Raw genomic sequence first — 21,398 nt, 5'->3', positions numbered from 1 at the left:
GAAAAAATTAAGCTTATTTTTTTAATTTTGAGCGAATATAACCAATAATTCCCGGTAAGACACTGATAATAATGATGCCAAAAATAAGATGGGTGAAATTGTCTTTTACAATCGGCATGTTGCCAAATAAATAACCAAGGGTAATAAACGAACCTACCCAGCAAATGGCACCGATCATATTAAAGGTAATGAAATATTTATAATTCATGCTACCTGCGCCAGCAACAAAAGGTGCAAAGGTACGTGCAAAAGGTACAAAACGCGCAAAGATAATGGTTTTACCACCATGCTTTTCAAAAAACTTTTGTGTGTTGACTAAATGTTGGCGGTTAATAAAGCGGGAATCAAGTTCAAAGACACGCGGGCCAATATATTTACCAATATGATAGTTCAGCGTATCGCCTAAAACGGCGGCTATAAATAACAAGGCAATGAGTGCCCAAGGATCCATTGCTCCGGTAGAGGCAGCTAAGGCGCCTGCAGCAAAAAGTAAACTATCGCCCGGTAGAAAAGGCATGACTACAAGGCCAGTTTCGACAAAAATAATCAGGAACAGAATTGCATAAATCCAAACGCCATAATTACGAATAAATTCGAGCAAATGGTCATCAACATGTAATATAAAATCAATCAGTTCCATGAGTCTTTCGTACGTGAAATAGTGCTCAGATGCTATCAGCCTGTGCCTTTAAAGTCAGTATTAAAACGTAAATAATTTGCCGAGACTTCGTTGCATAAATAGAATGATGGGTATTAAAAAACTATATTTAAAGCGAATAGTAAACGACCTAAGCTGTGCACATCTTCTGAACAATATTCAAATTAGGTCTGAACATGTTAAATCCAAATGTAGTGTTAAAAAATTTAAGTCAAAACACACAGTTCAATGCAGTGATGAGTCTCGTTGCGCGGGTATTGATGGCGTACATTTTTATTGTGGCGGGCTGGGGTAAAGTCACCGCATACCAAGCGACAGCGGCATATATGGAGTCTATGGGGGTGCCTGCTGCCTTGTTGCCGATGACCATTTTGGTTGAATTAGGTGGTGGCTTAACCTTGTTATTTGGCTTTCAAGCTCGATTTGCAGCATTGGGTTTAGCGGTATTTAGTTTAATTACTGCATTTCTTTTCCATGGCAGCGCTGAGGATGGTATTAACTTTATGAAAAACTTAGCCATGACAGGTGGTTTATTTTTCTTAATGTTGCACGGTGCTGGAAAATTCAGTCTGGATCATGTGATTGAAAAATAAATTGCGTCATTAAAAAAGTGGCCAGTGGTCGCTTTTTTGCCTTTTAAAATGCAGATTTTTGAACCGTACATATATCGTTTTTTTATCCATTGATGGACTATTTTTGACCCTGTCCGAATAGTGTGCGAAAGCCTAAGAAAAATGATAGAATATGGCGCTTATATTCGTTGCCTGCATAGTTGTTTGCCATGACTACCAATACCCAAATTACTGAAGACCGTATCCTTATTTTGGATTTCGGTTCTCAATATAGTCAGCTTATTGCACGTCGTGTACGTGAAGCTGGTGTTTATTCAGAAATGTACGCATTTGATATGTCAGAAGAAGACATTCGTGCATTTAACCCAAACGGGATCATCCTTTCAGGTGGTCCAGAAAGTGTTTATGAAGCGGGTAGTCCACGTGCTCCTGAAGTTGTATTCAACTTAGGCGTGCCAGTACTTGGTATTTGCTATGGTCTACAAACCATGTCAGAACAACTTGGCGGTAAAGTAGAGCCAGGTGATGTACATGAATTTGGTTATGCAGAAGTAGACATTCAAGTTCGCGACAAATTGATTGGCGATCTTGAAGATACAGCAAACCAACTCAAAGTTTGGATGAGCCACGGTGACAAAGTAACAGCGATTCCGGAAGGTTTCCAAGTGACTGCAAGCACGCCAAGCTGCCCATTTGCAATGGTTTCTGATGAAGCACGTCGTTTCTATGGTATCCAATTCCATCCTGAAGTAACGCACACTGCAAAAGGTGCTGAGATTTTATCGAACTTCGTACATGGTATCTGTGGTTGTCGTAACCTTTGGAACTCTGAAAACATCATTGACTTACGTGTTGAACAACTTCGCGCGCAAATTGGTGATCAAAAAGTTCTACTTGGTCTTTCAGGTGGTGTAGATTCATCTGTTGTAGCTGCATTGCTTCACCGTGCGATTGGCGACCAATTGACTTGCGTATTCGTAGATAACGGTTTACTTCGTTTGAACGAAGGCGAGCAAGTGATGGACATGTTTGCGAAAAACATGGGTATCCGTGTGATTCGTGCTGATGCTGAAGATCGTTTCTTGACTGCACTTGCAGGTGAAGTTGATCCTGAGAAAAAACGTAAAATCATCGGTCGTGAGTTCATTGAAGTATTCGCTGAAGAAGCACGTAAGCTTGATGGCGTAAACTTCCTTGCTCAAGGTACGATTTACCCAGACGTAATCGAATCTGCTGCAACCAAAAATGGTAAAGCACACGTGATTAAATCACACCACAATGTGGGTGGTTTACCAGAAGATTTAGCATTTGAATTGGTTGAGCCTATCCGTGATTTGTTCAAAGATGAAGTACGCCGTTTAGGTACGACTTTAGGTCTTCCTTATGAAATGCTTTACCGTCACCCATTCCCAGGCCCAGGTCTTGGTGTTCGTATTTTGGGTGAAGTGAAAAAAGAATATGCTGATATTCTTCGTCTTGCTGATGACATCTTTATGCAAGAACTTCGCGCAAGCGGTTGGTATGACAAAACTGCGCAAGCATTTGCTGTATTCCAACCTGTTAAATCTGTTGGTGTAGTGGGTGATGGCCGTCGTTATGCATGGGTTATCGCTCTACGTGCAGTTGAAACAGTTGACTTCATGACAGCACGTTTCGCTCACCTTCCATACGATTTAGTCGACAAAATCTCGACACGTATCATGAACGAAATTGCTGACGTTTCTCGTGTTGTTTATGACGTATCGTCTAAACCACCTGCAACAATTGAATGGGAGTAATTTAGGGATTTCAAGAAGCGAAGCTTCTTGCCTAAATTACGCCAAGAGCTACGCTCGCGGCAGTGAGGGGTTTCAAGAAGCGAAGCTTCTTGCCTAAATTACGCCAAGAGCTACGCTTGAGGCTATTCAGGGTAACCTGAATATTTCAATAAAAAAGGACGCTTTGGCGTCCTTTTTTTATTTCTATAAAGGTCATTTATATACAATTGACCATGATGGATCGTTTTAATTTTCAAGTTTTGCATCACCACTAGTTTTATGTGTAAACGACTTCCATGCCCTTGTGGTTTTACGTTCAGGCTTCATTGTTGGGTCATAACGTTCAACACGGTTACGTCCATTTTCTTTGGCACGGTAAAGCGCAATATCAGCTTGTTTAATTAATTCAGATAAATTTTGTGTATGTGACTTTAACTGTGATACCCCAATAGATACGGTAAATTGAATACGGTGATCGGCGCGGTCATGCAAAAACTGATGCTGAATACTTAAGCGAATACGCTCAGCGATGAGCATGGCATCCTGAATTTGTGTTTCCGACAACAATGCAATAAATTCTTCACCACCAAAGCGGGCAAGAACATCTTTATGACGCATTTCTTTACGTGTTGTTTCAGCAATTAATTTTAAGACTTGATCGCCAACATCATGACCATAGCTATCATTTATTTTCTTAAAATGATCGACATCAAACATCAATAAACAGGTGCTGGCTGGGGTCGGCCACTCATGAATACGGTGCTCTGCCATTTGTACAAACTGGCGCCGGTTATATAGTTGAGTCAATTCATCGGTATGCGCTAAGTTTTTCAACGTATGCATATTCCAGTCGTCTAATAATGTGCGTAAAAAATGACGACGCGCATTCAAAGTATTATTCCAACTCATGTGAATACTAATCATCCATACTGGAATAGAGACAATGACAAAGATCAGGGCCTGTTGCCAAGCCAAAAGTTGGGTCACTGCCACATAAACAAAGGTCGTGATGAGTGCAGAACAATACAGCGCTGGCTTAAACTGAGTTTGTACGCAGACGTTGGCAACCAAGATAAAAATAGCCGCGCCATAAATATAAGAAGTAACAAAAGGACTATTTGAAAAGAGTAGTAGACCAATCCAAATAGCCGTACAACAGACCGTACCCACAGGTAAAATCATGTCTAACATGCGAATGTCTTTTTTATATTTAAATAAATAAAAGCTCACAATGAGCGCGACAATGATCATGGCTACACGAGATAAGCCTGACCAAAACATCATGTCTGGAATAATAAAAATATCGGCAAAAAAATACAGCAGGAAAGTAATCTGGGCAATGTAGTTGACCTGACGTAAGTAGGGCAACTGATGCGCATACTGATGCTTTAGAAAATACGCTCTAAACTGTAAAGGGATACGTGCATAGGGATCAGCAAGTGCGTCTTCAATCACAGCACGATTTGCTAGGTCACATTCCGATAATTTCAGCATATGTGTCTGATTTTTATTTTTTCCCTGCACAGACGAATCAGTCCGGGAACTCATTCGTACATCTACAGACATGATCCTTCTCCAATCAGATTGGGCTTAGCCGTAGTATGGATAAAATGGTTAAAAATTGATCTACCTGAAATTGGGTATTTTTAGACTTGTTGATAAAAAACAGAGATTTATAGTGTTACAAATTGTTTATTAAGATGCTGTTTTATAAGTTGATATTGAATTGCGTCCCATGTTTTTTGCTTGATAAAGTGCCTTATCTGCAAGTTGTATGACGTGATGTAAATCGCGATTTTTGGCATTAAACTCTGCGATTCCAATCGATACGGTAAACTTAAGTTCTTGCTGCGTTTCAAGTTTCACACCAGAATTTTCAATTGACTTACGAAGTCTTTCTGCGATTTCTATCGTTTGATGCAGGTTGGTATTGGGTAAAAGAATAATAAATTCTTCACCTCCAAAACGGGCAAGAATATCTTGGCTACGTAACACGTGACGGCAGGTATCAGCAATTTGCTGTAAGACAAAATCACCGACAAAATGCCCAAATTGATCATTAATAGTTTTAAACCGATCTACATCAAAAATAAGCAAGGCGGTAGGGTGCTGTAATTTATTTTGGCTATGAATATGATAATTGGCCAATTGCATAAATTGACGGCGGTTATTGAGCCCAGTCAACACATCCGTATGTGCCATGATGTCGAGTGCTTCGCGGTTTAACTGATCTAACTTATTATGTAAAAACACAATGCGTGATTTCTGGGTCGAATTCCAGCTGATATATAAGCTAAACATCAAGACTGGGTTATAAATCAGCGCAAAGATTTGTAGCTGATGTAAGTTTTTAGACACTGCAAAATAGACGCCAATGTACATAATCAAGCTGATCAGCATTGAAATAATGACCGCAGCTTTAAAACGAATTTAAATACATAAATTGGCTAAAACAATAAAAACCAAAGATGCATATAAATAAATAGGTACATCGGGGCTTTGGGATAAATTCACCAGCCAAAACCAAATAGCAGTTGCGCCCACAATGGAAGCGGGCAGCATCAAATCAAAGACTAAATTACTTTTACTGTATTTATAAATGGCAAAGGTAATCAAGGTCATGCATAAGGTGTAAGAACCTTTGACTAAAAATGCAATAAAGCCTATATCTGGCAGCATGAACCAATCAGCAAAAATGTAGGAGAAATAGGCCAATTGAGCGACCAGATTGACTTGTAGAAAAAATTTAAATAGTTGGGCTTGCTGGTAGCGAAAAAACTCTTGGCGGAATTGGGCAGGAACACTGATAAAGGATTGCTCAAGTGCTTTTTGAATCAGTAGTCGAGATTCTTTTTTATACTCGTTGATCATGCAGCAGGTACACCATTTGAGAGTGGTTACTAATGTTATTTTATGTAACTTTTATAATTTAACGTATTTTGTTTAAATAATAAACATCAATATGACAATGATTTAATTAATTTTTTAGTTTTAAATCATGTACTTTAAATAAAATAATCATTACACAACTTTGCAATTCACGTGATTTCAAGCTGCATTTTTCTTGTAGCGACTATTAGGAAGATTTTCTTTTGATATGTATTTGACGTCATATCAAGCAACAAAAAAACTATTGTCCTATTGCTGTGATTCAGCGTATTAATGGGGACAAATTCGCTTAAAAAAATACAGATATAATGTAAAAAACTTCCGAGCTAAAACCATGCTTACGATGGTTTAGCCAGATTATTAAGGGTATCCATATGACTAATGCCAATTACACCGAATTATCTCACTCGGACGATTGCGAAAAATATGTCAACCAATTTATTCAAGAATTTCCATTGCGTAGTGCCGAAATTGGGCAAGGTACAGTGATTAAACGTGCTTTACCAAGTCGTTATAAACGCATGATTGGTGCATGGTGTTTCTTGGATCATGCTGGTCCCGTACATTTTCCGCAAGGTGATGGCTTAGATGTAGGCCCACATCCCCATATTGGTTTGCAGACGTTTACGTGGATGATTGATGGCACAATGATGCATACCGATAGCTTGGGTACACAGCAATTAATACGTCCGAAACAAGTTAATTTGATGACGGCTGGATACGGTATTTCACATACAGAAGTGGCACCGGATACAGAAACTCAAATGCATGCGGCACAGCTTTGGATTGCGTTGCCAGACGATAAAATTAATATGGCTCCCCAGTTTGACCACTATCCAGAACTACCCGTTGTGAGTCAAGATGGTATTGAATTTACAGTATTGGTGGGTGAGTTTCTTGCAACCAAATCGCCTGTACAGGTACATACAGAACTTTTAGGGGTTGACCTTCAGGCCAATGAAAGCACGACGACACAGTTGGTACTAAATCCAAAGTACGAATATGGTTTTATGGCACTTGAGGGCACAGCGACAATTAATGGTCATGAGCTCAATGATGACAACATGGTGATTTTAGAGCCAGGTTTAAGCCAAGTAAAAGTTGATATACATGCAGGGAGTCGCATCTTACTACTGGGTGGTGAGCCTTTCGAGTCGCCGATTTTACTGTGGTGGAACTTTGTTGGACGCACCCAAGAAGAGCTCAATACCGCACGAGAGCAATGGATTAATCACGATGAACGATTTGGTTCAATCCCTGACTATGAAGGTCCACGTTTGGAAGCGCCAGCATTCCCTGAAAAAATGCGTGCCTCACGTTAACGACATTTGCTCAAATTAATTTAAGCATCAAAACTATGGCTCCAGCACTTAATTTACGTTTGGATGCTGTTAGCCAATAATAGAATCGAAAACAATAAGGAACACAATATGGGTATTGTTGCAAAGGCTAAAGTACTAACATTGAACGCACCATGGTCGGGTGAAATTCAGAGTGGGCAGCATCAATTAATTACCGATAAGCCAGTATCTTTTGGTGGTGGTGATTTGGGTTTGGCACCTTATGATTTGCTTTGTTCGGCTTTAATTTCCTGTACCATGATTACGCTACGCATGTATGCACAGCACAAGGCAATTAAATTGGGTGAGTTTAGCGTTGAGGCAGATTTTTGTGCCAATAAAGAAGGCGTAGAATGGATTGATCGTCGGTTGAATTTTCAAACCCCTTTAAGTGACGAGCTTCAGCAAAAAGTCTTGGCAATTTGTGAAAAAACGCCTGTCACCAAGACCCTATTACGCAGTCTAGACATTAAAACAGGACTCATATAATGTATGTAAAAATAAAAGTTTTTTATATGTTTAGGCATCAATTAAGCGAATAAAAACCTGTACATGTTGGTAATAAGCCAACGATAAAAAGTATGACTGCCAGATAACAAAAAATTCGATTTGAATACAGCAGGAGATGAACCCATGCGGGTATTACATCATTTAGAAAAGTCCCGTTCCTTTCGTATTTTATGGGCCATGCAAGAGTTAGGCTTAGATTATCAAGTCAAGCTGTATAAGCGCTTGCCGAACTTTTCTGCGCCAGTTGAATTAAAAAGCATTCATCCTTTGGGAAAATCCCCCATTTTGGTTGATGATGGCTTGGTATTGGCGGAGTCGGCTGCGATCTTGGAATATTTACAAGAGAACTATGATCGTCACGGTTACTTTGCACCGAAAACGCAACAATCTCGACTGCAATACCGATATTGGATGCATTATGCAGAAGGTTCCCTGATGCCTTTATTGGTCATGCAATTGGTGATGACCAATGTGCCACAGCATGTACCTTGGGTCATCAAACCTATTGCCAGTCGCGTGTGTGATGGGGTCAAGCGGGGCTTTATTCGCCCACGTTTAAAAGATCAAATTTATTTTATCGAGCAGCATTTGGCCGAGAATGAATATTTCGCAGGGCCATTTAGCTTTGCAGATATTCAAATGACATTTCCGTTGGAAGCGTTACTCACACGTAGTAAAGGTGAATATCCGCAGATTCAAGCATTTTTGCAACGCATGCAGCAGCGTGATGCTTACCGTCAAGCGAAACAACGTGAACATCAAATCGAGTCGGAGCAACGCATTAGCTAACCATACTGAAATAATGAGACTTGGATTTTAGCTGACGTGATAAAGACGCTCTTTCGGAAATACCACTTTAAATAATGAACCACGATTTTCTTTCGATTCAATTTCTAAATATGCTTGATGTTGCATCAGTACATGTTTGACGATGGCCAGCCCTAAACCGGTGCCACCTGTTTGACGACTACGCGCGCTATCGACACGATAAAAACGTTCTGTCAGTCGTGGCAAATGTTTAGGATCAATACCAATACCGGTATCTTCTACGGTGAAATAACCGTGCGTTCCATCATCATGCCAACCGATAGTCACCGTGCCACCTTTGGGAGTGTACTTGATGGCGTTGGTCACCAAGTTGCTAAAAGCACTAGCCAGTTCGACATCTGAACCAATCAAGTCGCAATGGCTGTCTATTTCTAAGTTCAGCGTGTGTCCATAATCCACGTTATAGGCATGTGCGTCGTCATATAATTGGTTCATTAAACTTGGCATTTCAATGATTTGATTTTTTGCTACTTTTTTATCATTTTCTAAACGCGATAACAGCAATAAATCATTCACCAATGCATTCATACGCCGAGTTTGTGACTGCATTTGATCAAATGCACGTTTCCAGCGTGGATTTAAGTCTTCTTGGTCGGTAAAAGTCTCTATATAACCACTGAGTACGGTAAGGGGTGTGCGCAGCTCATGTGAAATATTATCGACAAAGTCTTTGCGCATTTGTTCGAGGTTATGCATACGGGTAACGTCATAGGCCACCAATAAACGGCTTTCTCGACCAAAGCGTGTCAATTTCACTTGCACATAGTGATCTTCCAACACGGATGATTTCATTTTCAAACCATCTGGTGCGAGGTCAATATTGGTGAAATATTCGATAAAACTTGGTTGACGCAAAATACTCAAAATATTACGGCCATGATCGAGTTGCTGAATGCCGAGTAATTTTTCCGCGGCAGGGTTCCACCACTCAATTTGATGTAGTTCATCAATTAACACCACAGCTTCAGCCAAAGCGACCAATGAAGACTGAGCACGATCAATCAAACCGACCATTTCAGCTTGAACAATACGTTCTTGGCGCTGTGCACGGTAAACATTGAACAATAAAGCGCCCCAAATACCGTCTAAATTGGGCGGTACATCGTAGGGGCGGTTGGAAATCCAATCATTGACCAAATATAAAGAACGTAATTGCAGGGCAAAAAATACCCCAAAGGCGGTTAAAATGCAGACCCATAAATATCCGATACCAAAGCCGATTAGTGCGGCAATCAGCAGGAAAAAAGCCAGTAATCTTAGATCCTGTTTGGCAAAAGTCCATAAACTGCTATAACGAAACTTTTTGTGTTCACTGGCAATTTCGGGGACCGGATATGGTTCGTACATAAATAATGAATGACCTAAAAAACTAACCTAATACTGCATCGGCACGTGTAGAGAAACGATAACCAGTGCCACGAACCGTTTGGACATAACGGTCTGCGTTAAAAGGTTCTAAGACTTTACGTAGACGACGAATATGAACGTCAATGGTGCGGTCTTCAATATACACGTTTCCGCCCCAGACTTGATCAAGTAATTGCGCACGAGTGTAGGCACGTTCAGGATGGGTCATGAAGAAAGCCAATAAGCGGTATTCCGTTGGCCCCATTTCTAAAATGGTATTGCCAAAGCTCACACGCTGACTCACCGGATCTAGGATCAAACCATTTGCATCAATGGTTTTTTCACCGCCCAGTGCATTTGAGCGTCGTAGAACTGCTTTAATACGGGAAACCAATTCGCGGGTAGAAAATGGCTTGGTCATGTAATCGTCTGCACCTGCGTCAAGACCTTGGACTTTATGGTCTTCTTCGCCACGTGCAGTCAACATAATGACAGGAATTTCAGATAGATTTTCATCACGCTTTAAGCGACGGCAGAGGTCAACACCGCTGACACCACCAGGCATCATCCAGTCCAGTAATACCAATGCAGGGCGCTGATCCACAATCATTTGGTGCGCTTGTTTGGCATCTTCGGCTTGCTGGCATTGAAAACCTGCCATATCGAGCGAAGTATGGATCATTTCCCGAATCGGGAGTTCGTCGTCGACGATTAAAATATAGTCATCTTTCACAGCGCAATACCCTATTTCATGTAAACGGTGGACCGTTTTATATTTATGACAGGCTTATTACAAAGATTAATTATGACAGTATCATTGCAAAAAGAATCTTTCATTCCGCTTTAGAAAGAAATTGTGACAAATTAAATGCTGAAAGATTCAGCTAGATAGGCTTTGCATCATCTTTCTGTCATTAAAAAAATATTGTAAATAATCGCTCATATCTCGGATGCTTATTTTTTTACTGCGCTTTTATTCAGTGACTGCGGCTCAGAAAACGTATCGAGCAAAGCTAAGAACACCGCGCTGCATGATGATAAGACTTCTTCCATCGGCTGCTTATATCCGCTCATGACCCAACGAATTGCAATTTGGGTCACATAACCATTGAGACCTGTAGCAATCATTGAGATTTCACGTTCTGATTTATTGATATTCGGCATCATTAGCATGACAAAGGCATGAATCATACGGTCAAAACGCGACATGGTTTCATGTATGGTGGCCTGGTTATGCAGTTCTTGAACTAACATGGCATCAATATAAATAATGCGTGCCATACGTGGATTATTCTTTAAGGTCATCAATAGCGCTGTTAAACCCGCTTCAATCATTTTTTTTGAATCCGTTGATGCCTGCATAATGGCTTGCATCACGTTTTGCTGTAACTCGTCGATCAGTTTTAAGAAAATAGTTTGGAACAGTTGTTCACTTTTCTTAAAGGATTCATAGAAATAACGTTCTGTCAGTTTTGCTTCCAGACAAATATCTTTAACAGTAACTGAAAAAAAGCCATGCGTACCGTAGGCTTCAATGCCAGCTTCGATGAGCTTTTCACGACGCGCTTGTTTGCGCTCACTCAGCGAAAGTCCTTTAAACTGACGTTCCTTCACATTTTTTGCCTGTTGTTGTTCTGTATGTTGGGTAGAATCTGTCATGGAAAATATACGCTGAATTGAAGCTAAATTTGCTTGTATTTTATCAATAATTCAAGCTCAAACCTATGTTTAAGTCTTGGCTATTTTGACAGCATAGCACGTCCTGAGAAGATATTGACAATATAAATTGTCAAAACTATATTAAGTAGATGAACTGCGCATATTCGCGTTTTTAACCACAGTAGTGGCGCAATGGGCAGCATAAAGGAATAAGGAATCACAATGAAAAACTTCAAAAATAAAGTGGCTGCCATTACAGGTGCAGGTTCAGGTATTGGTCAACAGTTAGCAGTTTTATTAGCGAAACAGGGTTGTCATTTATCACTGAGTGATGTGAATGAACAAGGGCTTGCAGCGACGGTTGAATTGGTCAAAGCACATAATGTTCGTGTAACCACTCAAAAGCTCGACGTTTCAGATCTTGCGGCAATGAAAGCTTGGGCAGCCAAAACTGTGCAAGACCACGGCTCGGTGAATATGATTTTTAACAATGCAGGTGTGGCTTTAGGTACAACTGTTGAAGGTGCAAGTTACGAAGAACTTGAATGGATTGTGAATATTAATTTCTGGGGTGTGGTCTATGGCACCAAAGAGTTCCTACCGTATATTAAACAAAGCGGCGAAGGTCATATCATCAATATTTCGAGTCTATTTGGTTTAACTGCGCAACCTACTCAGTCAGCGTATAACGCAACTAAATTTGCGGTACGTGGTTTTACGGAATCACTACGTCAAGAATTAGATATTGAAAACTGTGGTGTCAGCGCACTGTGCGTACATCCGGGTGGTATTCGTACCAATATTGCCAATGCAGCTAAAATGAATGATAGCCTGAAAAGTTTGGGTATGAATCCACAAAAATCTGCGCAATCATTTAATAAATTCCTACGTTGCCCACCAGGAGAAGCAGCGCGTCAAATTATAGAAGCTGTACAAAAAGACAAGCGTCGTTTACTGATTGGTAATGATGCGAAAGCGATTGATTTAATTCAACGTTTATTGCCAACGGGTTATCAAAAATTGACAGCCTTGGCGACCAAAATGGGGAAATAAGCTTGAGCCAAAAAAAGCCTACGTGAGTAGGCTTTTTTTATGTCAGAACACTATTAAAGTACGGTAAAAAGTGAAGCCAAATCTATTGCATGAAAAAAGATATAAACATTGAATTATTTGCTGATTTTAAATAAGCAAGTGTTGAATATTCAACAGCATACGCGCATGAAAACCAACAGAATTTATCGGATTAAATTAAATAAATATAATAAAAACAATAATTTATATTTTTGGCACACTTGTTGCCATATTAAAGCGAATGCAAACACTCAACCTATGGAATTTTTATGAGCACTTTATCGCATCTACCGCTTAATCCACTTCGTGTCGCGCAGCTTTGTTGTTGCATGATGACACAAGTGATGATGCGCGCTTAATTTCCGCCGTCTGTCTCAGTACCGCAGCAACACATATTTGAATAAAGCTGAAGTGACTGAGGACATCTAATTTAAAACCCACGCAGTACATTCACTCCATGCAATTGCTATGGGGTTGGGGGCGCTTTGCGCTTTGGGAAATATAAAAGTGAATTGAGAGTATGAAAAGAACCACCTTAACGATTGCTGTTGGATTGATTCTAGCAACCAGCAGTCAACTGAGCTTTGCCGCAGATAATGCGCTACAGCAAGAATTAACTGTTTTAAAGCAACAAATAGAAAGCTTACAGCAACGCCTAAATGCAGTTGAGTCGGCGTCACCGAAACAAAAACACAGTGAGGTGAACACGACAGATGAAACCTTGAGTGCGGATGTTGCAGGTGAGGAGCAAGCAGCGGAGGTGACCGCTGCAACCTCTGAAGATATTGATGGTTTACGTGCTGATATTGAAAATTATAAATATGATCAATCGCGCCAGTATGAACGTCAAACCACCAAATCAACGCGTGATACCACTTTGTATGGCACCGTGCAGTTACGTGCCAATGCCGTGGATGATACAGGTGTGATTGGTGCGACCAAATCGACCTTTGATATTGGGACGGCTTTGATTGGGGTACGCGGTAATTTATTCCGTGACTATAACGAGGGCAAGAATCTCGATTACCAATTATCTTTCGGTTATGGCAAACGTAATGATGGCACTAATAACAGCAACTTTAACCTGTTAGATGCTTTCGTTCGTTATAACGCTTTAGCGACCAATGCGGGGCCGGAAACGGCAAAACTGAACTTTACTTTGGGTCAACAACTGTTGCCTTTTGGTCTGGATGTTCAATCCCCTGAAGATTTACGACCGACGATTAGTACCGCTTCCGCATCTACTTATTTAGGTTTATTTAATCGTCAGAATGGCTTTATTGTTCGTGGTGATGTGAAACCGTTTGTTGATTATGGATCGAATTATCGTGCGCCTTTGTTTGAATATGCCTTGGGTGTGACCAATGGTAATGCCAGTAACAAAGCTGATGACAACAATGGCAAAGATTATATCGGGCGTGTTGCATTTACCTTACCTGTGGATTACGCCAGCATTTTCCGTGAGCTGAAATTTGGTGCTTCGTACATCAAAGGTGAATCTAAGTTAAATACCGCTGGTATTAGCGACAACTCGGCAAAACGCGATCGTTTAGGCTTTGATTTGTATTACAACCATGCACCGTTTGGTGCCACCTATGAATATGTCCAAGGTAAAACCGATTATGTGGATGTCGCAGCGCAGGAGATTAAACAAGCCAAAGCTGAAGGGCATACCTTTACTGCATTCTATACCTTAGGCGATCAGTTTTATAACAGCATTAAATCGAATGCTAAATTTGATGACTTTTGGCCTAAGTCTGTGCAGGGCTATTACCGATTTGATCGCTTTAATCCAAATAAAAATCTTGCCAATTATTTAGATACGGTCAGTGGTCGTATTGGTGAATATGACATTCATTCACTGGGCTTAAACCTGTTTTTTGCGCAAACCACCAAATTCCAATTACAGCTGAATCACTATCTATTTGATGTGGAAACAGCAAATCAAAAAGACACCAACGAACTGCAAGCGCAGCTTCAATACACATTCTAATCCAATGATTTAAATATATAGGACGATTAAAAATGAATATTTTTTCAAAAAAAATTGCAGCAACTTTCTTGGCACTTTCTGCACTGGGTTTAAGTGTGCAATTACATGCGGCTAACCCGAAAGAAATCCGTATCTCAGTTTCGGGAGCGGGTGAAGGTGGTAAACCACGTGTTGGTGGAGGTTTTTTAGCGACTGCCCAAGCGAGAGGGGTATTAGAACAAGAGTTTAAGAAAGACGGTATTAAAGTTACTTGGCTATTTTTCCCCGGCGCTGGTCCAGCAACCAATGAAGCTTTAGCCAATGGTAAAGTTGATTTTGCAGGACATGGAGACTTGCCATCATTGGTGGGGCGTTCAACAGGTTTAAAAACCAAAGTGCTGTTCTCCACTGGTCGTTTTGGCCCGACCTATGTGGTGGTACCAGCAGGTTCAAATGCCAAATCATTTGCGGATCTGAAAGGCAAAAAATTCTCGGTATTTAAAGGTACCAATGGTCAAATTGTATTTAACCGTGTGTTGGCAAAATATGGCTTTACCGAACGTGATTTACGCGTTATTTCACAAGATGCTTACTCTGCCCGTACTGCTTTAGCCACAGGTGATATTGATGCGACGATTACATCGCCATTTAGCCTACAAGCGCGTGGAGTCGCTAAAACTTTACTGGAAATTAAAGATCCCAAAGTTGCACCGATTGCACATTTTTGGGTAACTGAAAGTTTTGAAAAGCAATATCCAGAGGTGGTTCAGCGTGTTGTCACCACCTTAATCAAACAAGCTCAATGGAGTTCACAAGAAGCCAATCGTAGTGCGCAATACAAATTGTGGGCACAAAGCGGTATCCCATTGGTTGATTATCAAAAAACATGGGATGGCTGGAACTTAAAAGACCGTACTACGCCATTACTGGATGAATTCCATCGTTCGCAAATTGACAGTGCCTTAAAAATTGCCAAAGACGCGCGCTTAATTCGCCGTGATGTTGATACCAAAACATGGTACGAGCCTAAGTATCTGAACAATGCTTTGAAAGAGTTAAAACTTGAAGGTTACTGGCGTCAATTTAATGCTCAAGGTCAGCCGAAGTAAGTCCGACTATGAGCATAAACCCGATTGAAAGCAATGTTGTAGCTAGCCCTTTAACCAGCAAATTTATGAGCAGTTTCGTGCTGCTCACGATTTTGGCAGGGCTAGGCGTTGGTGTGGCACGTGTGTTGATCTCGCTCTATGCCGTGCATTTAGAGGCCAGCGAATTGCAACTCGGATTGATATCAGCAGCGCAAAACTTCGGCATTTTACTGATGGCTTTACCCATTGGCGTGTTAGTTCAGCGTTTTGGCTCACTCAAAGTGTTTAGTTTGGGAAGTTTATTTGGCGCATTGCTTTATAGCCTGACCCCATTTCACAGCAGTGCTTGGTATTTATTGGCGGTGACTGCATTGGTGAGCTTTGTGTTGCCCATGCGTTTTGTCTCCATCAATACCGTGTTTTTGAGCAACCTTAAACGTTTAGGCCCAGCACGTGCCGGCTGGTTTCGTGGTTCGCACATGATGGGTTTTTTTCTGATTGCACCTGCTCTAACTGTGCTGTTGATTGAGCATTTGGGTTATAGCGGTAGCTTTTATGTGGTATCGGCATTGTTTTTAGCAACCTTAGTATTTGCGCCGTGGTGCTTTCAACGTGGTCATCAAAATGCCAGCAATACTTCGGGCTTTCAATGGCGTGATGTGATTGCACCCTTAAGTCTGATCAAAACCCATGCTTCACTGCGGGTGATCTGTACTTTGGAATTTTTAAGCAGCCTTGCAAATAATTATTTTGGCTTTTTTATCGTGGTGATTGCGATCCAAAGCTTTGCCTTATCTGAGCCAGTGGCGGTGATGCTATTAACCGTACAAGGCATCGTCTTTGTCGGCTCATTGTTTAGCATGGGGGGGTTGGCTGAGCTGATGGGCTACCAGAAATTTTATGTGATTGGGCTGAGCTTGATGGCAGCAGCATTACTGCTTTTAGCATTAACCCATACCACGCTGTTGATGTGGCCAGCATCGGTCATGTTGGGATTGGGTTTGGGCATGTTGCACATTGCTAACTTTATGTCTTTTGCTCGTGTCGGTGAGCAAACCGCAATGGCAAAGATTTCACCAATTTTGGCTTTGGTCGGCCCATCCGGTGGCATGGTGGGTGGTGTGATTGGTGCTGTATTTGGTGCCAGTGTTGGACTACAAAATTTATTTTTCCCGATCGGACTGGCGTTTATTGGTCTGATTATTTTGATCAGCAGAGATCAGGCATTTATTCAATTTTTAAAACCTGATGTAACAGAATAAAGCGTAAAAGGACAAGAATTATGAGCCTAACGGATGTATCTGCACATTCGGTTCCCTTGCAAAGTGACCGAAGTGTTTTTGATTTTTTGAAGAGCTATTTAAAACTAACTTTGCAAGTGGCGTGTGGACTCCTGTTGCCGGTTCTTTTTCTGGGGCTATGGTATGTCGCAACTTTAAAGCAGTGGTTACCTGAACAAATTTTACCTGCGCCGAGTTTGGTATGGCAAAGCACTGCTGAGCTGTGGCAAAGCGGTGAGTTAGGCTTTCATTTTGCTGTCAGTGCCAAGCGTATTTTATGGAGCGTACTGATTGGTGCCAGTGTGGGTGTACTGCTTGGAACCGTGTTGGGACTGGCAAAACGCAGTCGCGATTATGTCTTTCCGACTGTCAATTTAATTGCACAATTTCCAATTGTCGGCTGGATTCCGCTACTGATGATTTTCTTGGGTATAGATGAAGCTTTAAAAATTGCAGCGATTTCTTTAGCGGTATTACCACCGCTGCTGATTGCAACTTATAAAGGTATTACTCAAGTGCCACATAGCTTGATGGAAGTGGCAGATGTATACCAATACAGCAACTGGCAGAAATTGAAAAATGTCATTCTGCCTGCGGCATTACCAAGTGTGATTAGTGGTTTACGTCAAGGCATTATGCAAGCGTGGTTGGCACTGGTGTTCGTCGAGTTATTAGCAAGTAGTGAAGGTATTGGCTACCTCATGGTTTGGGGACGTCAATTGATGCAGATGGATTTGATTTTCATGGCCATTATTTTGATCGGCATAACGGGCTATGTGTTGGATACGGTATTTGCTTGGCTCGAAAAAACCGCACGCTTTCATGCAACTCGAGTAGGAGTACAGCTATGAGTCATACTGTTTCTTTCAATCGAAATGCAGTGCGAATCCTGCAAACAACGCTCAAGGCTGTGCTTTTACCTGTGGTTTTTATTGCGCTTTGGGCGGTGGCTTCACAGCAAAACTGGATTGATGCCAAATTGATTCCATCTCCCTTATTGGTGCTGCAAAAAGCCGTTGCGGTGTTACAACAGCCGAGCTTTATTGATGGCTTAACTGAAAGTTTAGCCCGTAACTTTATCGGCTATGGCATAGGGGCAGTGGCAGGCGTGTTATTCGGTATTTTAATTGCCAGCTCACGTCTATCGAATTGGTTAATGGCACCGAGTTTTCATGTACTACGTCAAATTTCATTATTTGCATGGCTGCCATTGATTTCGACCTTTTTAGGGCAAGGTCACGGCGCAAAAATTCTTTTTATTACTTTATCTGTGTTTTATCCAGTAGCACTACATACCTTCGAGGGCGTTAGCAGCATTTCGCATAAATATCGTGAAGTTGCCGCAGTCTATCAATTTCCTCGACTGTTCGCGTTCCGTAAGTTGATCCTACCTGGTGCATCGGCACAGATATTTGTTGGTCTACAACTTGGGCTGATTTTCGCTTGGCTTGCCACAATTGGTTCTGAATTTTTACTGGCGAATTATGGCAATGGCTTGGGCAACATCGTGATTCAGGGGCGACAGGCATTTGATGTTGAACTGATTATTTTTGGCATGTTGTTGATTGGTACGGTGGGCGTGTTGTTAAACAGCATTCTGACATGGATCGAACGCAAAGTTTTGGCGTGGCAGCAGGCGGGATAGGAGTACATAAAAATGAATAAATTTCCAAAATTGTGGTGCAATCTTTTACTGGGCACATTAATCGGTAGCACTGTCATGGTGGGGTGTAGCAGCCCACAGGTTGAACAACATGCGGCAGTGCATGAATTACGTTATCAAAGCTATCCAGGCCTCGTATCCTTACCTGAATTGGCACAAGACTTAGGGTATCTCGGCGATATTAAATTAAGTTACGTCGGTTCAGTTCAAGGTGGTCCGCAAGATTTATTGACCTTGGTTGCAGGGGATGTGGATTTTGCCGGAGCGTTTAATGGTGCTGTGGTGAAAGTGATTGCTGCAGGTCTGGATGTTGTACCGGTCGTGGCATCCTACGGCAGCGATGCCGAGCAAAATGTCGGATTTTATGTATTGGAAAATAGTCCGATTCGTAGTGCTCGTGATTTTATCGGTAAAAAAGTTGCAGTAAATGCCTATGGTGCGCATTACGACTTTGTAGTGAAAGACTATTTGGCACGACATGGGCTAACTGAACAAGAAATTCGTCAAGTCGAACTGATTATGTTACCGCCTGTGAGCTCTGAACAAGCGCTGCGTAACGGGCAAATTGATATTGCCGTGTTCTCCGGCATCTTAGAAAAACGTGCTTTAAAGACAGGTGGGGTCCGCAGTATTTTTAAAGATATTGATCTGTATGGGCCATTTACCGCAGGCAGTTATTCAATGCGTGGCGACTTTATTCAGCAAAACCCTGAAGTCGCACGAACGTTTGTTAGTGGTGTTGCTCAAGCCCAAGAATGGCTGCATCGTACGCCGAAGCAACAAATCATTGCTCGTATGGAAAGCATTATTGAAAAGCGCCAACGCAATGAAAATACCGTATTGATCCCTTATTACACAGGAACTGGGGTGCATGAAATCGGGGGTGTGCAAAAAGATCAGGACTTCGCACCCTGGGTCAAAGCCTTAGAACAAGAACATAAATTAAAACCAAATCAAATTGATGTGAGTCGCATATATAGCAATGAATTTAATCCCTATGCGACCACACAGCAATTAAAAGGAATATAAGCATGAGCAGTGCATTACATTTAGATCATGTGCGTAAGGTATTTCCTGCACAAAACCATAGCAGCAGTAAAAACTATAAACCTGAATTTATCGCCGTGGAAAATGTCACTTTAGATATTCGCCAAGGTGAATTTGTGTCTATAGTCGGGCCAAGTGGCTGTGGTAAATCGACGCTACTGGACTTGATTGCAGGCTTGACTAAGCCATCATCTGGGCAAATTTTACTCAGTGGTAAGCAAATCACTCAGCCCGGTTTAGACCGTGGCATTGTGTTTCAACAATATGCACTCTATCCGTGGTTGAACGCATTAGAAAATATTGAATTTGGTTTAGAAGCCAAAGGCGTGGCTAAAAAAGAGCGCCGTGAAAAGGCCGAGTATTATCTCAAATTGGTTGGTTTGAGCGGCTTTGAAAAGCATTATCCCAATGAACTTTCGGGAGGGATGAAACAGCGTGTCGCGATTGCCCGCAGTTTGGCCTATGAACCGGAAATTTTATTGATGGATGAGCCTTTTGCTGCGCTAGATGCACAGACCCGTGAAACCTTACAAGGCGAACTGATCAATATTTGGAAAAGCTCGAAAAAGACCATTGTCTTTATTACCCACAGTATTGATGAAGCGATTTATCTGAGTCAGCGTGTGGCGATTATGACCTCAAGGCCGGGTCGTATTAAAGAAGTGATTGAAATCCCACAAAGCTTACGTAGTGCAAGTGAAGATGTACGTTCACTGCCTGAATACGGCAGAATCCGCCACAAAATTTGGTCATTGCTCAGTGAAGAAGTCATCAAAGCGCAAGCGCTCGAAAAAGATAAACAGCTTGCCCATAACTAAAATATTCAGAGGATTCACTCATGTCATCAACAAAACAAGCGATTAGTTATTCGCAAAGTTATAGTGCTATAAAACCGCGATTCCAATTTACTTGGCTTAATACTGTGTTTAAGCGCACAATTGCCATTGTGGTATTTTTTCTGCTTTGGGAGGTTTTGCCGCGTAGCGGAATTGTTAACCCAGCCTTTTTACCGCCTTTGTCTGTCGTTCTTGAAACCACTTGGCAGCTTTATCAAAGCGGTCAATTGGGTATACATTTTTTTGCCAGTATTCAGCGTTCGATTATTGGCTTTTTGTTGGCCTTAGCCATTGCTATTCCATTGGGGCTAGTAATTGGTTGGTATAAATTGGTTGCAGAAACCCTAAACCCTTTGTTAGAACTGTTCCGAAATACCACGGCTTTGGCATTAATGCCGTTGTTTATTTTATTTCTTGGCATTGGTGAAACTTCTAAAATTAGCCTGTTGGTCTATGCTTGCACGTGGCCCATTTTATTGAACACCATTACTGGCGTACAAACCGTTGATCCTTTATTGATTAAATCTGCACGTACCATGGGGTTGAAACCTTATCAGTTGTTCCGAAAAGTCATTTTACCGGCATCTGTACCCACGATTTTTGTCGGTATCCGTTTGGCCGGGGCGATCTCTATTTTGGCATTGGTAGCGGTTGAAATGTTTGGTGCCAAAGCCGGTTTGGGCTATTTGATTATTTACTCGCAATTTAGCTTTGAAATACCGCAGATGTTCGTGGGTATTTTGGTCATTACTTTAGTGGGTTTAGCCTTTAACTATTTGCTTATTGGCCTGGAAAAATACTTCACGGCATGGAAGCGTAATCCGGTGGAATAAATCAAATAAAATGATTATTTAAATAAAAAACCTCGAAATTTATCGAGG

The 21,398-nt window shown here is 41.4% G+C and carries 21 protein-coding genes; 14 read left to right on the top strand and 7 right to left on the bottom strand.

Annotated features, from left to right (window positions below):
* Window positions 1-13 precede the first annotated feature (13 nt).
* A complete protein-coding gene (locus A9J31_RS10920; protein ID WP_067765544.1) occupies window positions 14-640 on the bottom strand; it encodes a DedA family protein in 627 nt (208 codons plus the stop codon).
* Between the two features lie 194 nt (window positions 641-834).
* Between A9J31_RS10920 and A9J31_RS10915 the strand changes: the two genes are divergently transcribed.
* Together A9J31_RS10915 and guaA are read left to right on the top strand one after the other, a co-directional pair.
* Window positions 835-1,251, top strand: coding sequence for a DoxX family protein (locus A9J31_RS10915; protein ID WP_067765541.1), 417 nt, complete (start codon window positions 835-837; stop codon window positions 1,249-1,251).
* Between the two features lie 188 nt (window positions 1,252-1,439).
* Window positions 1,440-3,008, top strand: coding sequence for a glutamine-hydrolyzing GMP synthase (guaA, locus tag A9J31_RS10910; protein ID WP_067765538.1), 1,569 nt, complete (start codon window positions 1,440-1,442; stop codon window positions 3,006-3,008).
* 225 nt (window positions 3,009-3,233) lie between these two features.
* Here the strand turns inward: guaA and A9J31_RS10905 are convergent, their stop codons facing one another.
* From A9J31_RS10905 to A9J31_RS10895, 3 genes are all read right to left on the bottom strand, one after another.
* Window positions 3,234-4,553, bottom strand: a complete 1,320-nt coding sequence (locus A9J31_RS10905; protein WP_067765534.1) for a GGDEF domain-containing protein — start codon at window positions 4,551-4,553, stop codon at window positions 3,234-3,236.
* A 129-nt stretch (window positions 4,554-4,682) separates the two neighbouring features.
* Window positions 4,683-5,387, bottom strand: coding sequence for a GGDEF domain-containing protein (locus tag A9J31_RS10900; protein WP_067765532.1), 705 nt, complete (start codon window positions 5,385-5,387; stop codon window positions 4,683-4,685).
* 30 nt (window positions 5,388-5,417) lie between these two features.
* Window positions 5,418-5,858 (bottom strand): hypothetical protein, encoded by a 441-nt coding sequence (locus tag A9J31_RS10895; protein ID WP_067765528.1) that lies wholly within the window; start codon window positions 5,856-5,858, stop codon window positions 5,418-5,420.
* A gap of 392 nt (window positions 5,859-6,250) precedes the next feature.
* Here A9J31_RS10895 and A9J31_RS10890 point away from each other — a divergent pair, with 392 nt between their 5' ends.
* From A9J31_RS10890 to A9J31_RS10880, 3 genes are all read left to right on the top strand, one after another.
* Window positions 6,251-7,198, top strand: a complete 948-nt coding sequence (locus tag A9J31_RS10890; protein WP_067765525.1) for a pirin family protein — start codon at window positions 6,251-6,253, stop codon at window positions 7,196-7,198.
* A 108-nt stretch (window positions 7,199-7,306) separates the two neighbouring features.
* Window positions 7,307-7,705, top strand: a complete 399-nt coding sequence (locus A9J31_RS10885) for an OsmC family protein (RefSeq protein WP_067765522.1) — start codon at window positions 7,307-7,309, stop codon at window positions 7,703-7,705.
* Window positions 7,706-7,849: 144 nt separating this feature from the next.
* The gene (locus tag A9J31_RS10880; RefSeq protein WP_067765519.1) at window positions 7,850-8,515 is read left to right on the top strand and encodes a glutathione S-transferase family protein; all 666 of its coding nucleotides are present in this window, start codon (window positions 7,850-7,852) and stop codon (window positions 8,513-8,515) included.
* A 27-nt stretch (window positions 8,516-8,542) separates the two neighbouring features.
* Here A9J31_RS10880 and phoR read toward each other — a convergent pair whose 3' ends face one another.
* The 3 genes from phoR to A9J31_RS10865 form a co-directional block, all read right to left on the bottom strand.
* Entirely contained in the window at window positions 8,543-9,901 is a 1,359-nt protein-coding gene (gene phoR / locus A9J31_RS10875; protein WP_067765516.1) for a phosphate regulon sensor histidine kinase PhoR, read from the bottom strand.
* Between the two features lie 22 nt (window positions 9,902-9,923).
* Entirely contained in the window at window positions 9,924-10,634 is a 711-nt protein-coding gene (gene phoB, locus A9J31_RS10870) for a phosphate regulon transcriptional regulator PhoB (protein WP_067765513.1), read from the bottom strand.
* Between the two features lie 221 nt (window positions 10,635-10,855).
* On the bottom strand, window positions 10,856-11,560 hold the full coding sequence (locus A9J31_RS10865; protein WP_067765510.1) for a TetR/AcrR family transcriptional regulator: 705 nt from the start codon (window positions 11,558-11,560) through the stop codon (window positions 10,856-10,858).
* Window positions 11,561-11,782: 222 nt separating this feature from the next.
* On the opposite strand from A9J31_RS10865, the gene A9J31_RS10860 reads away from it, so the two are divergent.
* The 9 genes from A9J31_RS10860 to A9J31_RS10820 all read left to right on the top strand — a co-directional run bounded on the left by A9J31_RS10860 (window position 11,783) and on the right by A9J31_RS10820 (window position 21,350).
* Window positions 11,783-12,613, top strand: a complete 831-nt coding sequence (locus A9J31_RS10860; RefSeq protein WP_067765507.1) for an SDR family NAD(P)-dependent oxidoreductase — start codon at window positions 11,783-11,785, stop codon at window positions 12,611-12,613.
* Window positions 12,614-13,151: 538 nt separating this feature from the next.
* On the top strand, window positions 13,152-14,624 hold the full coding sequence (locus A9J31_RS10855) for a porin family protein (RefSeq protein ID WP_067765503.1): 1,473 nt from the start codon (window positions 13,152-13,154) through the stop codon (window positions 14,622-14,624).
* A gap of 32 nt (window positions 14,625-14,656) precedes the next feature.
* Complete coding sequence (locus tag A9J31_RS10850) at window positions 14,657-15,712, top strand: ABC transporter substrate-binding protein (RefSeq protein ID WP_067765499.1); 1,056 nt, start codon at window positions 14,657-14,659, stop codon at window positions 15,710-15,712.
* 77 nt (window positions 15,713-15,789) lie between these two features.
* Window positions 15,790-16,953, top strand: a complete 1,164-nt coding sequence (locus A9J31_RS10845) for an MFS transporter (protein WP_162270490.1) — start codon at window positions 15,790-15,792, stop codon at window positions 16,951-16,953.
* Between the two features lie 20 nt (window positions 16,954-16,973).
* Window positions 16,974-17,822, top strand: coding sequence for an ABC transporter permease (locus A9J31_RS10840; protein WP_067765493.1), 849 nt, complete (start codon window positions 16,974-16,976; stop codon window positions 17,820-17,822).
* Entirely contained in the window at window positions 17,819-18,616 is a 798-nt protein-coding gene (locus A9J31_RS10835; protein ID WP_067765490.1) for an ABC transporter permease, read from the top strand. The genes A9J31_RS10840 and A9J31_RS10835 overlap by 4 nt, the downstream gene beginning before the upstream one ends.
* A gap of 12 nt (window positions 18,617-18,628) precedes the next feature.
* Window positions 18,629-19,663: an ABC transporter substrate-binding protein gene (locus A9J31_RS10830; protein WP_067765487.1), complete on the top strand. Its 1,035-nt coding sequence runs from the start codon at window positions 18,629-18,631 to the stop codon at window positions 19,661-19,663.
* A gap of 2 nt (window positions 19,664-19,665) precedes the next feature.
* The gene (locus A9J31_RS10825; RefSeq protein WP_067765483.1) at window positions 19,666-20,499 is read left to right on the top strand and encodes an ABC transporter ATP-binding protein; all 834 of its coding nucleotides are present in this window, start codon (window positions 19,666-19,668) and stop codon (window positions 20,497-20,499) included.
* 20 nt (window positions 20,500-20,519) lie between these two features.
* On the top strand, window positions 20,520-21,350 hold the full coding sequence (locus A9J31_RS10820) for an ABC transporter permease (RefSeq protein WP_067765480.1): 831 nt from the start codon (window positions 20,520-20,522) through the stop codon (window positions 21,348-21,350).
* The last annotated feature ends 48 nt before the right edge of the window (window positions 21,351-21,398 follow it).

The organism is Acinetobacter gandensis, assembly GCF_001678755.1.
GTDB classification, from domain to species: Bacteria; Pseudomonadota; Gammaproteobacteria; order Pseudomonadales; family Moraxellaceae; genus Acinetobacter; species Acinetobacter gandensis.
Note: the sequence above shows the minus strand (reverse complement) of the source record. Positions and strands in the feature narration are given on the sequence as shown.